General features: G+C 74.2%; 11 protein-coding genes and 1 pseudogene. 4 read left to right on the forward strand and 8 right to left on the reverse strand.

Annotated elements, in window-relative coordinates; all coding sequences use genetic code 11:
- Positions 1 to 53: 53 nt before the first annotated feature.
- Entirely contained in the window at positions 54 to 2,261 is a 2,208-nt protein-coding gene (gene recG, locus ACF9IK_RS12145) for an ATP-dependent DNA helicase RecG (protein WP_395294241.1), read from the reverse strand.
- 81 nt (positions 2,262 to 2,342) lie between these two features.
- The gene (locus tag ACF9IK_RS12150) at positions 2,343 to 3,971 is read right to left on the reverse strand and encodes a DAK2 domain-containing protein (RefSeq protein ID WP_395294242.1); all 1,629 of its coding nucleotides are present in this window, start codon (positions 3,969 to 3,971) and stop codon (positions 2,343 to 2,345) included.
- Positions 3,972 to 4,253: 282 nt separating this feature from the next.
- Here ACF9IK_RS12150 and rpmB point away from each other — a divergent pair.
- A pseudogene (gene rpmB / locus ACF9IK_RS37035) lies at positions 4,254 to 4,364 on the forward strand (50S ribosomal protein L28); the annotation flags it as partial.
- Positions 4,365 to 4,602: 238 nt separating this feature from the next.
- On the opposite strand, the gene thiD reads toward rpmB, so the two are convergent.
- The 3 genes from thiD to ACF9IK_RS12170 form a co-directional block, all read right to left on the reverse strand.
- Entirely contained in the window at positions 4,603 to 5,400 is a 798-nt protein-coding gene (gene thiD / locus ACF9IK_RS12160) for a bifunctional hydroxymethylpyrimidine kinase/phosphomethylpyrimidine kinase (protein WP_395294243.1), read from the reverse strand.
- Positions 5,401 to 5,423: 23 nt separating this feature from the next.
- Complete coding sequence (locus ACF9IK_RS12165; RefSeq protein WP_395294244.1) at positions 5,424 to 6,449, reverse strand: 6-phosphofructokinase; 1,026 nt, start codon at positions 6,447 to 6,449, stop codon at positions 5,424 to 5,426.
- Between the two features lie 263 nt (positions 6,450 to 6,712).
- Positions 6,713 to 7,678: a thiamine-phosphate kinase gene (locus ACF9IK_RS12170; RefSeq protein ID WP_395294245.1), complete on the reverse strand. Its 966-nt coding sequence runs from the start codon at positions 7,676 to 7,678 to the stop codon at positions 6,713 to 6,715.
- 211 nt (positions 7,679 to 7,889) lie between these two features.
- Between ACF9IK_RS12170 and ACF9IK_RS12175 the strand changes: the two genes are divergently transcribed.
- On the forward strand, positions 7,890 to 8,123 hold the full coding sequence (locus tag ACF9IK_RS12175; protein WP_395294246.1) for an Lrp/AsnC family transcriptional regulator: 234 nt from the start codon (positions 7,890 to 7,892) through the stop codon (positions 8,121 to 8,123).
- A 20-nt stretch (positions 8,124 to 8,143) separates the two neighbouring features.
- Positions 8,144 to 8,653 (forward strand): DUF3515 domain-containing protein, encoded by a 510-nt coding sequence (locus ACF9IK_RS12180; protein WP_395294247.1) that lies wholly within the window; start codon positions 8,144 to 8,146, stop codon positions 8,651 to 8,653.
- Between the two features lie 97 nt (positions 8,654 to 8,750).
- Here ACF9IK_RS12180 and ACF9IK_RS12185 read toward each other — a convergent pair whose 3' ends face one another.
- The 3 genes from ACF9IK_RS12185 to ACF9IK_RS12195 all read right to left on the reverse strand — a co-directional run bounded on the left by ACF9IK_RS12185 (position 8,751) and on the right by ACF9IK_RS12195 (position 11,925).
- Complete coding sequence (locus ACF9IK_RS12185; protein ID WP_395294248.1) at positions 8,751 to 9,893, reverse strand: D-alanine--D-alanine ligase family protein; 1,143 nt, start codon at positions 9,891 to 9,893, stop codon at positions 8,751 to 8,753.
- A gap of 203 nt (positions 9,894 to 10,096) precedes the next feature.
- The gene (locus ACF9IK_RS12190; protein WP_395294249.1) at positions 10,097 to 11,098 is read right to left on the reverse strand and encodes an NAD(P)H-dependent glycerol-3-phosphate dehydrogenase; all 1,002 of its coding nucleotides are present in this window, start codon (positions 11,096 to 11,098) and stop codon (positions 10,097 to 10,099) included.
- Positions 11,095 to 11,925 carry a lysophospholipid acyltransferase family protein gene (locus ACF9IK_RS12195; protein ID WP_395294250.1) on the reverse strand — a complete coding sequence of 277 codons (831 nt, stop codon included), beginning with the start codon at positions 11,923 to 11,925 and terminating at the stop codon, positions 11,095 to 11,097. The genes ACF9IK_RS12190 and ACF9IK_RS12195 overlap by 4 nt, the downstream gene beginning before the upstream one ends.
- Before the next feature lie 224 nt (positions 11,926 to 12,149).
- Between ACF9IK_RS12195 and cofC the strand changes: the two genes are divergently transcribed.
- The gene (gene cofC / locus ACF9IK_RS12200) at positions 12,150 to 12,857 is read left to right on the forward strand and encodes a 2-phospho-L-lactate guanylyltransferase (protein ID WP_395294251.1); all 708 of its coding nucleotides are present in this window, start codon (positions 12,150 to 12,152) and stop codon (positions 12,855 to 12,857) included.
- Positions 12,858 to 12,866 lie beyond the last annotated feature (9 nt).

Raw genomic sequence — 12,866 nt, forward strand, 5'->3', positions numbered from 1 at the left:
CAACTACATTCTCTCCCGGGGGTCTGACATCGCGGCGGCCCGCGCGCCCGCCCTCAGCCCTTCTCCATGTAGGCCGCGCGGTCCGCGTCGAGCAGGCTCTCCAGCGCGGTGCGCAGCTCCGGATGGGCGGTCAGGTCGGGGTCCGCGGCGACCAGCCGGGCGGCCTCGGCGCGTGCGGTCACGATGACCTCCTCGTCCTCCAGCACGGAGAGCACCTTCAGCGAGGACTTCACCCCGGACTGCGCCTGCCCCAGCACGTCGCCCTCGCGGCGCTGTTCGAGGTCGATCCGGGAGAGCTCGAAGCCGTCCAGGGTGCCGGCCACCGCGTCCAGCCGGGCCCGGGCCGCGCTGGCCGCGGGCATGTCGCTGACCAGCAGGCAGAGGCCGGCCGCACTGCCGCGCCCGACCCGGCCGCGCAGCTGGTGCAGTTGGGAGACGCCGAACCGGTCGGCGTCCATGATCACCATGGCGGTGGAGTTCGGCACGTTCACGCCGACCTCGATCACCGTGGTGGCCACCAGCACGTCGACCTCGCCGGCGGCGAACCGGCGCATCACCTCGTCCTTGGCGTCCGGGGCCAGCCGGCCGTGCAGGATCTCCACCCGCAGCCCGGCCAGCGGTCCCTTCACCAGCATCTCGGCGGTCTCCACGACGGAGAGCGGGGGCCGGCGCCCGTCGGCGCCGACGTCCGCGACGTCCTCCAGGTCCTCCTCGACGGCCTTGCGCCGCTTCTTCGGCTCGGCGGGCTCCTCGTCCCCGATCCGGGGGCAGACCACGTACGCCTGGTGGCCCTTGGCCACCTCCTCGCGGACCCGCTCCCAGGCGCGGGCCAGGAAGCTGGGCTTCTCCACGGCCGGGACGACGTGTGTGGAGATCGGCGAGCGGCCGGCCGGCAGCTGGTCCAGCACCGACGTCTCCAAGTCCCCGAAGACGGTCATCGCGACCGTGCGCGGGATCGGAGTGGCCGTCATCACCAACAGGTGCGGCGGCTGTCCGCCCTTGGCCCGCAGCGCGTCCCGCTGCTCGACGCCGAAGCGGTGCTGCTCGTCCACCACGACCAGGCCCAGGTCCTGGAACTGCACCTTGTCCTCGATCAGCGCATGGGTGCCGATCGCGATGCCGGCGTCGCCGCAGGCCATGTCGAGCAGCGCCTGACGACGCGCCGGGACGCCCATCGAGCCGGTCAGCAGCACGACCCGGGTGCCGAGGTCCGAGCCCCCGAGCATGCCGCCCTCGGCGAGGTCGCCCATCATCTCGACGATCGAGCGGTGGTGCTGCTGCGCGAGGACCTCGGTGGGCGCCAGCAGCACGGCCTGGCCGCCCGCGTCGACCACGGCGAGCATGGCCCGGAGCGCGACGAGCGTCTTCCCGGAGCCGACCTCGCCCTGGAGCAGCCGGTGCATCGGGTGCTCGCTCGCCAGGTCGGCGGCGATCTCGGCGGAGACCTTCTGCTGGCCCTCGGTGAGGGTGAACGGGAGCCGGGCGTCGAAGGCGTCCAGCAGGCCGTCCGCACGCGGCCTGCGCGGGACGGCGGGCAGTGCGGAGTCGGCGGCCCGGCGCCGGGCGAGGGCGACCTGGAGGACGAAGGCCTCGTCCCAGCGGAGCCGGCTCTGGGCCCGCTCGCGGTCTGCGTGACTGCGCGGCCGGTGGATCAGCTCCAGCGCCTCGGGCAGTGGGATCAGGTCGTGCCGCTCGCGCAGTTCGGCGGGCAGCGGCTCGCCGACGTCGGCCAGGTGCTTGGTGAGAGCGGTCTCGATGCAGATGGACAGCTTCCAGCTGGGCATCTGGGCGCTGGCGCCGTACACCGGGATGAGCCGGCCGGCGAACTGCCGGGCCGCGTCGGAGCCGGCGTCCTCGTCCAGCAGCTGGTAGTCCGGCGAGACGAGCTGGCGGCTCCGGTTGAAGACGCCGACCTTGCCGGCGAACAGCCCCTGGGCGCCCGCCTTCAGCTCCTTCTGCCGCCAGCCCTGGTTGAAGAAGACCAGCGAGAGCCGGCTGCGGCCGTCGGTGACGACGACCTCCAGGCGGTCGCCCTTGCGCCCGCGGAACGGGATCAGGGTGACCTTCTCGATCCGGGCCAGCACGGTGACGTGCTCGTCGATCTCCAGCTCGTCCAGGCTGGTGAGCTGGCCGCGTTCGACGTAGCGGCGGGGATAGTGGTGCAGCAGGTCGCCGACCGTGCGCAGCTTGAGGCCGTCGGCGAGCACCTTGGCGGTGCGGTCGCCGACGAGCTTGGTCAGTGGTTCATCGAGAGCGCCCATCAGGCCCCTGTTTACACCACCGCACCGACATTCCGGGCGTTCCCCGCCCGTGATCCGCGCCCGCCCCCGGCCGGTCCGCGGTCACTCGACCCCGATGAGCACCGGCGCCGACTCCGGCCCGCCGTGGAACACCACCGCGTCGACCTCCGGCCGCCGGTGGCGGGCGTGCGCGACCAGCGTCTCGGCGAGCCCGTCGGGCACGTCCCCGCCGAGCACCAGGGTGACCAGTTCGCCGCCGGCGCCGAGCATCCGGTCCAGCACGCTGCTGCCGACCTCGGCGAGGTCCGCGCCGATCAGCGCCACGTCGCCGTCGATCAGGCCGAGCACGTCACCGGCCTGGCAGACCCCGGCCATCGTCCAGGACTCCCCCTCGGCGACGGCGAGTTCGGCGTACCGGGTGGCGCCGGCGGCCGAGGTCATGGCGACCACGTCCTCGTCGAAGCGCCGCCCGGCCTCGTGCACGGCGAGCGCGGCCAGACCCTGGACCGGCGAGCGGGTGGGCAGCACGGCGATCCGCACGCCCTCCTCGCGCAGCTGGTCGGCGGCGGCGCCGGCGGCGGCCCGCAGCTCGGGGTCGTTGAGCAGCAGCACGACCTCCCTGGCGCCGGCCCGGCGGACCGCGGCGGCCAGTTCGGCGCTGGCCGGCGGGCGGTCCGGATCGGCGTGCAGGACGACCGCGCCGGACTGCTCGCAGAGCTCGGCCAGCCCGCTGCCGGAGACCACCGAGAGCACCGCGCGCGTGCGCTCCTCGCGCTCGCCCCGGTCGGCGGCGGTGCCGGAGCGGGCGGCGGCCTCGGCGAAGTGGGTGATCCGGATCTGGTGCGGCCGCCCGGCCCGGACCCCGGCCTCGACGGCGGCGCCCGCGTCGTCCACGTGCACGTGGACGTTCCAGAGGCCGTCGCCGCCGCCGACCACCAGGGAGTCGCCGAGCCCGCCGAGCGTCTCGCGCAGCGCGGGCAGCGCGTCGTCGGGGGCGTCCAGCAGGTAGATGACCTCGAAGGCGGGGTGGCCTGGGCCAGGAGGCCTCAGGTGCGTCTCGCACCGCTCGACCCGGACGTCCCCGCGCAGCGCGACCGGGCCCATCGGCTGGTGTCCGGCGACGGCGTCGGCGAGCGCGCCGAGGACGGCGACCAGACCGCGCCCGCCGGCGTCCACCACCCCGGCCTCGGCCAGGACGGCGAGTTGCTCCGGGGTGTGCCGCAACGCGTCCCGGGCGGCCCGGTGGGCGGTGTCGGCGACCTGGGCGAGCCCGCCTCCGGCCCGGACGGCCTCCCGGGCGGCGACCCGGGCGACGGTCAGCAGCGTGCCCTCGACCGGTTCGGCGACGGCCTGGTACGCGGAGTCGGCGGCCCGCTGGAGCGCGGCGCGCAGCCGGTCGGCGCCGCCGCCCTCGGCGAGCGTCTCGGCGGCGCCGCGCAGCCACTGGGCCAGGATCACGCCGGAGTTGCCGCGCGCGCCGATCAGCGCGCCGCGGGCCATCGCCCGGACCGTCTCGGCCAGCCCCGGCGGCGGGCCGGCGGCGGGGTCGGCGAAGCGGCTCTCCACCTCGGCGGCGGCGGACTCCACGGTCAGGTAGAGGTTGGTGCCGGTGTCGCCGTCCGGGACGGGGTAGACGTTGAGTGCGTCGATCTCCTCGCGGGCCTGGCCGAGTGCACGCAGGGCCAGCTGGCACCAGCTGCGCACGGCCGGGGCGTCGAGCGTGTGCAGCACCAGGTCTCCTCCGGATGGGACGCCGCGATGGCCTGAGGGTGAACGGCGAGGGGTGATACCTGGCAGGTTATCGGGGGCCGGAGGGCGGCGCCGGGGGCGGCGAGCGGAGCGATCAGCTGCCGGATCGTGGTAGTTTCGTTGAACGGGAGCAAGCGTTGTATGCTCTTCCGGTTGCCTGGAACAGTCCGGGCTCACCCCTCGGTCCGGCTCGGTTCACGTGAGTGCTCCGCTGGTCCTGCGGGGTTTCGAATGTAAGTGATCTGAAGTCTTGGAGTGACTCCTGTGGCTGCCAACTGCGACGTCTGCGGCAAGGGGCCGGGCTTCGGCAACAGCATCTCCCACTCTCACCGCCGCACCTCCCGTCGTTGGAACCCCAACATCCAGACGGTGCGCGCTGTGGTTGGGCGGACGCCGAAGCGGCTCAACGTCTGCACCTCGTGCATCAAGGCCGGTAAGGTCTCGCGCTGACGCGCAGACCGGTACGCCGGTCCTCCAGTAAGCCGGTTCATCCTCGGATGGACCGGCTTCCTGTCTTTCCGGGCCGCCCGTCCCGTGCCGGGTCCGCCCGCCGGGCCGCGACGGCGAGCCGCCGCGCCCGGGTGGGCGGGCCCTGGGGCCCGCCCACCGCCGTTCAGCGCCAGCGCCAGGCGTGGTCCACCGGGCCGATCCCCGCACCGAGCGCGAAGCCGCCGGCGATCGCGCCGGTGACGTACTCCTTCGCGGAGGCCACCGCCTCCGGCAGCGACTCGCCCTTGGCGAGCCCGGCCGCGACCGAGCTGGCCAGCGTGCAGCCCGTGCCGTGGGTGTGCCGGTTGTCGTACCGGGGCGCGCGGTACCAGTGCTCCTCCCCCGCGCCGCCGTAGAGCAGGTCCGCCGCCTCACCCTCCAGGTGGCCGCCCTTCACCAGGACCCAGCGCGGCCCGAGGTCGAGCAGCGCCTTGGCCGCGTCCAGCATCTGGCCCTCGTGCTCGACGGTCCGGCCGGTGAGCTGCGTCACTTCGTGGAGGTTCGGCGTGGCGAGGGTGGCGACCGGCAGCAGCCGCTCCCGGACGGTGGCCACCGCCTCGGCGGCGAGCAGCGCGTCACCGTGCTTGGAGACGCCGACCGGGTCGACCACCACCGGGGCGTCCACCCCGGCGAGCAGCTCGGAGACGGTCTCGACCAGCTCGATCGAGGCGAGCATCCCGGTCTTCACCGCCTGCACGCCGATGTCGTCCACCACACTGCGGAACTGCGCCCGGACGGCCTCGGCCGGCAGCTCCCAGTAGCCCTGGACGCCGAGCGAGTTCTGTGCGGTGACGGCGGTGATCACGCTCATGCCGTGGACGCCGAGGGCGAGCATGGCCTTCAGGTCGGCCTGGATGCCGGCGCCGCCGCCGGAGTCGGATCCGGCCACCGTGAGGACGCGGGGGGGTGCAGTCGAAACCATGGGCCCAACCTACCCCCGGCCGCTCAGAGCACGGCCTCCGATTCCGCCCAGCGGTCCTTCGGCACCGTCTTGAGGCGGGTGACCGCGTCCCCCACCGGCACCAGCCGGATCTCGTTGCGGCGCAGCGCGGTGAAGTGGCCGAACGCGCCCTGGTGGACGGCCTCGACCGCGTGCCAGCCGAACCGGGTGGCGAGCACCCGGTCGCGGGCGGTGGGGGTGCCCCCGCGCTGGGTGTGACCGAGGATGACCGGGCGGGCCTCCTTGCCGAGCAGGTCCTCCAGCTCGTGGGCGAGCCGGTTGCCGATCCCGCCGAAGGTCTGGTGGCCGTACTGGTCGACCGCGCCGTGGTCGAAGCGCAGCGTCCCCGGCAACGGCGCCGCACCCTCCGCGACGGCGATGATGGCGAACTTCTTGCCGCGGGAGAACCGGTCCTCGACCATCCGGGCCACCGCCTCGATGTCGAAGGGCTTCTCCGGGATCAGGATGCCGTGCGCGCCCCCCGCCATCCCGGCGGTCAGGGTGATCCAGCCGGTGTGGCGGCCCATCAGCTCCACGACCATGACGCGCTGGTGGGACTCGGCGGTGGTCTTCAGCCGGTCGATCGCCTCGGTCGCGACGTGCACCGCGGTGTCGAAGCCGAAGGTGACGTCGGTGGCGTCGATGTCGTTGTCGATGGTCTTCGGCACCCCGACCACCGGCAGTCCGGCGTCGCTGAACATCTTCGCGGCGGTCAGCGTGCCCTCGCCGCCGATCGTGATCAGCGCGTCGATGCCGACGTCCCGGGCGAGGGTCCGTGCGTTGTCCACCGCCCAGGCGATCCGGTCGCGCTGGACCCGGGCCGAGCCGAGGATGGTGCCGCCCAGCGTCAGCAGACCGGTGACGTCGTCGTGCGAGACCGGGCGGGTGCGGCCCTCGATCAGGCCGAGGAAGCCGTCCTCGATGCCGACGATCTCGTCACCGTGCACATCCGTGCCGCGGTGCACCACGGAGCGGATCACGGCGTTGAGGCCCGGGCAGTCGCCGCCGCTGGTCAGGACACCGATGCGCATGATGGGTGGACTCTCCCGCTCCGCAGTGGTTCGGACCACCCGCACCGGACGGGCGGGCGGGCTCGGTTCACCGCCAGCGTACGCGCCGGCCCCGGCCGCGGCCGGGCGCTTCGCCCAGGGGATGGGCGCGCGGCGTTGCACCACGCGCCGGGGACGTGCGCCGGGGAGCCCGTGGGACCGCGGGTCCGGCCGACGGAGCGACCCGGGGCACCCGGCGGGGCCTCAACCGCCCCGCCGGCCGGGCCACTCGGCGAACGGCGCGGTCACTCCGCGAAGTGGTCCCAGCCGCCGACCCGGTCCCAGGCCTCGCCGTCCACCGTCACCCGGCCGCCGCGGGCCGCCCGCGCCGGGGCCGTCACCTCGCCCACCACCCGCCAGCGGGCGGGGAGTTGGACACCGCGCGGGAAGGCCGCCACGATCGCGTGGTCCTCACCGCCGGACAGTACCCAGACCAGCGGGTCCACGCCGACGGCCTGGCCGATGTCGGCCATCTGCGCCGGCACGTCGAAGTCCGCGGCGCGCAGGTCGATGTCCACCCCGCTGGCGCGCGCGACGTGGCCGAGGTCGGCCACCAGCCCGTCGCTCACGTCGACCATCGCGGTGGCGCCCAACTCGGCCGCGGCCGGTCCCGCGTGGTACGGCGGCTCGGGCCGGCGGTGCGCCTCGACGAAGGCACGCGGCGAGCGGAAGCCGCGCTGCAGCACGGTCAGTCCGGCGGCGGACCAGCCCAGCCAGCCGGTGACCGCGACCACGTCGCCCACCTTCGCCCCAGCGCGCGTCACGGGCGCACGCCCCTGGAGATCCCCGAGCGCCGTGATGGCCAGCGTGATGACGTCCCCGCGCACCACGTCACCGCCGACCACCGTCGCGCCGGCCACCTGGCACTCGTCCCGCAGGCCGTCCATCAGTTCGGTGGCCCAGGTGGTCGGCAGGTCGGCCGGGGCGACCAGGCCGAGCAGTATCGCGGTCGGCACCGCGCCCATCGCCGCCACGTCGGCGAGGTTCTGTGCGGCGGCCTTGCGGCCCACGTCGTAGGCGGTCGACCAGTCGCGGCGGAAGTGCCGGTTCTCGATCAGCACGTCCGTGGTGGCCACCACCCGGCCGTCCGGCGCCTTCACCACGGCGGCGTCGTCGCCCGGGCCGAGGTCGACCGCGGCGGTGAGCGGTACCCGGGCGGTCAGCTCCCTGATGAGGCCGAACTCGCCGAGCTCGCCCACGGTCCCCTGCATCTGCCGTCCTCTCGCGTTTGAAATAAGAACTCCTGCGGTACGCGCTCCCCCCGCGCGCAGCGTACGCCCTCCGACGGCGCAGAGGTCTCCCTCCCCGGGGCCCCGCGCGGTAGCGTGGTGATCAGACTGCCGGTGAGCCCGTTCCACCCCCGACGCCTGACCGGGCGATCACGGCGCAGATCCCCGTACCCAGCCGCCGGGAGGTCCTTCCGTGGTACAGGCATACATCCTGATCCAGACCGAGGTCGGAAAGGCCACCGCGGTGGCCGACGCGATCACCAAGATCGCCGGAGTCCTCCAGGCCGAGGACGTGACCGGCCCCTACGACGTGATCGTCAGGGCCGAGGCCGAGACCGTCGACGCGCTGGGCCGCCTGGTCGTGGCCAAGGTGCAGCAGATCGAGGGCATCACCCGCACCCTCACCTGTCCGGTGGTCCACCTGTAAGGCCCGGCTACCATCGGCGGGTGCCCAAAGAACTCCGAGTGCCCGGCTTCCTGGCAGCGCTGCCGGCCCCGATCCGCTGGCTGGCGCTGCCGGTCGCGCTGACCTGCACGGTCGTGGTGCTGCTCGGCAGTTGGTCCGCGGAGCGGATCGAGGTGCCGGAACCGACCCCCAAGGCGGCCGGCTACTGCCGGGACCTGGCCACCGCGCTGCCGCAGGAACTGCTCGGCCACGCCCGAAAGGACCCGTCGCCGGCCTCGCCGTACGTGGCCGCGTGGGCCGGTTCTCCGCGCATCGTGCTGCGCTGCGGCGTGGACCGCCCGGAGCAGCTGAACGGCGAGGCCGCCAAGGACTACTCCCCCACCATCGACGACGTCACCTGGTGGCCGCAGAAGCTCGACGACGGTGGCTACCGGTTCACCTCGACCATGCGCAAGGCGTACGTCGAGGTGACCGTCCCCGGCGGGGCCTTCGCCAACCCGTTCGACCCGGTCGCCGCGCTCAGCGCAGCGGTGAAGGCGAACATCCCGTAGCGGCGGAGACCCCGCAGCGGGCGTTCCCCGCAGCAGCGGCACCGACGGAGGGCGGGCCGGGAGCAGCTCCCGGCCCGCCCTCGTCGTCGTGCGCGGGCTACCGCAGGCCGGTCGAGCGGCGCAGCGCCGCCTGCAGCAGCCGGTCGATCAGCTCCGGGTAGGCCAGCCCGGTGGCCTCCCACATCTTCGGGTAGGCCGAGATCGGGGTGAAGCCGGGCATGGTGTTGACCTCGTTGACCATCCAGCTGCCGTCCTCCAGCAGGAAGAAGTCGACGCGGGCCAGGCCCTCGCAGCCGAGCGCCTCGAACGCGGCGATCGCCTGGCGGCGGATCTCCGCGGTCTCCTCGGCGGTCAGGTCCGCCGGGATCCGCACCTCGGAGGAGTCGATGTACTTGGCCTCGAAGTCGTAGAACTCGTAGCCGCCGCCGACCAGGACCTCGCCCGGCACGCTGGCGCGCAGGCCGTCCTCGAACTCCAGCACGCCGCACTCGATCTCGCGGCCGGCCACGCCCGCCTCGATGATCAGCTTGGGGTCGTGCCGGCGGGCCTCCTCGATCGCGGCGTCGAGGTCGGCGAGGTCCTTGACCTTGGTGATGCCGATGCTGGAACCGGCCCGGCAGGGCTTCACGAACAGCGGCAGGCCCAGCCCGGCGGCACGCTCGCGCACCGCGTCCCGGCCGGCCGCGGTCTCCCAGTCGCGCGGGCGGACGATGGTGTACCGGCCGACGCCCAGGCCGTGCGAGGCCAGGATCCGCTTGGTGAACTCCTTGTCCATGCCGACCGCGCTGGCGAGCACGCCGTTGCCGACGTACGGCACGCCGGAGAGCTCCAGCAGGCCCTGGAGGGTGCCGTCCTCGCCCCAGGGGCCGTGCAGCAGCGGGAACACCACGTCGACCTCGCCGAGCACCTTGGGGGCGGTCCCCGGCTCGCTGAGGACCACCTCACGGCTGCCCGGGGCGACCGGCAGGGACACCTGGCCCTCGACGGCCTCGGCGACGTGGGCGACGTCCGGCAGCCGTCCGTCGGTGATGGCCATCCGGGACGGCTCGTCGCTCACCAGCGCCCAGCGGCCCTCGTGGGTGATGCCGATCGGCAGCACGTCGTACTTCTCGCGGTCGATCGCCCTGAGCACGCTGCCCGCGGTGGACACCGAGATGGCGTGCTCGGAGCTGCGCCCGCCGAAGACCAGCGCAACACGCGGCTTCGCGGACGGGTTCGGGGAGGTCTGTTCGATGCTCATATCGCGTTCGAGACTACCGTGCGAGGTGTTTCCGGAAAGTCAGCCGCCCCGGGGCACCGCCGGGCGGGCGACGGACCGCCCGGGAAGCGCCTCCGACGCCCCGGTGGCGGCCGGCGCCCCGGCCGCCACCGTTGCCGTTCGAACCGGTGCCGTTCGTACCGGTGCGGCCCGGACCGGTACGGCCCCGACCGGTGGAGGCGGTATCAGTGCCGCTCGGCCTTGGCCGAGCGGGACATCAGCGCCTGCAGCGCCTCCTGGGTGGGACGCCCGTTGTGCACGACGTCCACGACGGCCTCGACGATCGGCATGTCAACGCCGTTGCGCCGGGCCAGGTCGAGCACGGACTCGCAGGACTTCACGCCCTCCGCGGTCTGCCGGGTGGCGGCGATGGTCTCCGCCAGCGACATCCCCCGGCCCAGGTTGGTGCCGAAGGTGTGGTTGCGGGAGAGCGGCGAGGAACAGGTCGCCACCAGGTCGCCCATGCCGGCGAGCCCGGCGAAGGTGTACGGGTCGGCGCCCAGCGCCAGCCCCAGCCGGGTGGTCTCGGCCAGGCCGCGGGTGATCAGCGTCGCCTTGGTGTTGTCGCCCAGGCCCATGCCGTCGGCCATGCCGACCGCCAGGCCGATCACGTTCTTCACCGCGCCGCCCAGCTCGCAGCCGACCACGTCGGTGTTGGTGTACGGGCGGAAGTACGGCGTGTGGCAGGCCGCCTGGAGCCGCTTGGCGACCGCCTCGTCGGCGCAGGCCACCACGCTCGCCGCGGGCTGCCGGTTGGCGATCTCGCGGGCCAGGTTGGGGCCGCTGACCACCGCGACCCGCTCCGGCCCGACCCCGGCGACCTCGGCGATGACCTCGCTCATCCGCTTGGCGGTGCCGAGTTCGATGCCCTTCATCAGGCTCACCAGCACGGTCTGCGGCTCGATCAGCGGGGCCCAGGCGCCCAGGTTCTCCCGCAGCGTCTGCGAGGGCACGGCGAGCACCGCGAAGTCCGCTCCGGCCAGCGCCTCGGCGGCGTCCGTGGTGGCCCGGACCGAGTCCGGCAGCGACACCTGCGGCAGGTAGTCCGGGTTCACCCGGGTGGTGTTGACGGCGTCGACCAGCTCCTTGCGGCGGCCCCAGAGCACCACCTCGCAGCCGGCGTCGGCGAGGACCAGCGCGAACGCCGTCCCCCAGGAGCCCGTCCCGAACACGGCACAGCGGGTCACTTGCCGGCCTCCTCGTCACCGTTGCCGCGCTTGCCGGCCGCGCGCTGCCGCTCGGCGGCGGCCGCCTCGGCCCGGTGCCGGGCCGCCGCGCGCATGTCGTAGCGCTCGGCCGGCGGCTCCTCGCCGCGGATGCCGGCGAGGACGGTGGTGATGGCCTCCATGATGTCCTCGGTGGCGTCCTTGAGCACCTGCGGGGTCAGCTCCTGGCCCTGGTACCTGCTCAGGTCCACCGCCGGCCCGGCCGCCACGGTCACCCGGTGGCGCGGGAAGAGGTTGAACTTCCCCTTGCCGGCGCCGCCCTTGCCGTACGGCGGGATGATCTCGTGCGCGCCCCAGTGCGCCACCGGGATCACCGGCGCACCGGTCATCAGCGCCACCCGGGCCACCCCGCTCTTGCCGGTCATCGGCCACAGGTCCGGGTCCCGGGTGAGCGTGCCCTCCGGGTAGAACTGCACGCACTGGCCCCTGTTCACCGCGTCGATCGCGGCCCGGAACGCCTGCGCGGCGTCGGTCGACTCGCGGAACACCGGGATCTGGCCGGTCTTGCGCAGCATGAAACCGATGAACGGGATCGAGAACAGCGAGGACTTGCCGAGGATCCGCGGCGGTCGCCCGCTGTTGTACTGCCAGTGCGCGTACACCACCGGGTCGATGATCGAGTTGTGGTTGACCGCGGCGATGAAGCCGCCCTCCTTCGGGAGGTGCTCCCAGCCCCGCCAGTCGGGCTTCACCAGCGCGGTCGTCACCGGCTTCACCAGCACGGCCGCGAAGCGGTACCAGATGCCGTAGTCGGCGTTGCCGAAGCTGGCGTACGAGCGGCGGGCCACCCCAGGTCCTCCTCATCCGGTGCGGCACCCGGGGTGCCGCAGGTTCTCTCGCCGCCCGCGGGCCCCGGTGCGGGGCGCGGGCGCGGGCGCGGAACAGTCTCGCCCCACCGCCGACCGGCTGTCGAGCAAGCCCGCCAGCACCTCCGGCGGGCGTGACCAAACGCACGTCCGTACAGCTCGGACGGCCTGGCGAGGGTTCCGGGACCGGCGCCACAATGACGCCGATGACCCAGGACACCGTACGCCCCACCGGGGCCGTCGCGCCCCCCGCACCCGCCTCCGACTGGTCGCTGGTACTGCCGCTCAAGCCACCGGCCCTGGCGAAGACCCGGCTCGCGCCCTTCGCCGGAGAGCACCGCGCGGACCTCGCGCTCTGCTTCGCCCTGGACACCGTCGCAGCCGCGCTGGCCACACCCGGCGTGGCCCGGGTCCTGGTCGTCACCCGGGACGCGGCGGCCGGCGCCCGGCTCGCCGCGCTCGGTGCCGCGGTGGTCGCCGACGAACCCGGGGGCGGGCTCAACCAGGCCCTGGCGCACGGCGCGGCGGCCGCGCTGGCACTGGCCCCGCACGCGCCGCTGGCCACGCTCTCGGCCGACCTGCCGGCCCTGCGCCCGACCGAACTGGCCCGGGTGCTGGCCGAGGTGCCGCCGACCGGCCGGGCGTTCCTCGCGGACACCCCCGGCCTGGGCACCACGCTGCTGGCCTGCGCCCCGGGCAGCCCGCTCGCGCCCGCGTTCGGCGACGGCTCCCGGGAGCGCCACGCGGCCGGCGGCGCCCGTGAACTCCGCCTGGCCGGCGTGGATTCGGTGCGCCGGGACGTCGACACCGGAGCCGACCTCGGCGAGGCCCTCGCGCTCGGCGTCGGCCCGCACACCGCAGCCCTGTCGGCCCGGCTCGGCTACTCCCCCGCCCCGCCCACCGGGCAGCGCTGAGACGGCTCC

It is taken from the genome of Kitasatospora hibisci, from assembly GCF_043950205.1.
Lineage (GTDB): Bacteria > Actinomycetota > Actinomycetes > Streptomycetales > Streptomycetaceae > Kitasatospora > Kitasatospora hibisci.

Bases quoted from the DNA above. Each gene is read 5' to 3' on its own strand.
- ACF9IK_RS12165 (WP_395294244.1), bottom strand. From the start codon at position 6,449: ATGCGCATCGGTGTCCTGACCAGCGGCGGCGACTGCCCGGGCCTCAAC.
- ACF9IK_RS12170 (WP_395294245.1), bottom strand. From the start codon at position 7,678: ATGCAGGGGACCGTGGGCGAGCTCGGCGAGTTCGGCCTCATCAGGGAG.
- thiD (WP_395294243.1), bottom strand. From the start codon at position 5,400: ATGGTTTCGACTGCACCCCCCCGCGTCCTCACGGTGGCCGGATCCGAC.
- recG (WP_395294241.1), bottom strand. From the start codon at position 2,261: ATGGGCGCTCTCGATGAACCACTGACCAAGCTCGTCGGCGACCGCACC.
- cofC (WP_395294251.1), top strand. From the start codon at position 12,150: ATGACCCAGGACACCGTACGCCCCACCGGGGCCGTCGCGCCCCCCGCA.
- ACF9IK_RS12185 (WP_395294248.1), bottom strand. From the start codon at position 9,893: ATGAGCATCGAACAGACCTCCCCGAACCCGTCCGCGAAGCCGCGTGTT.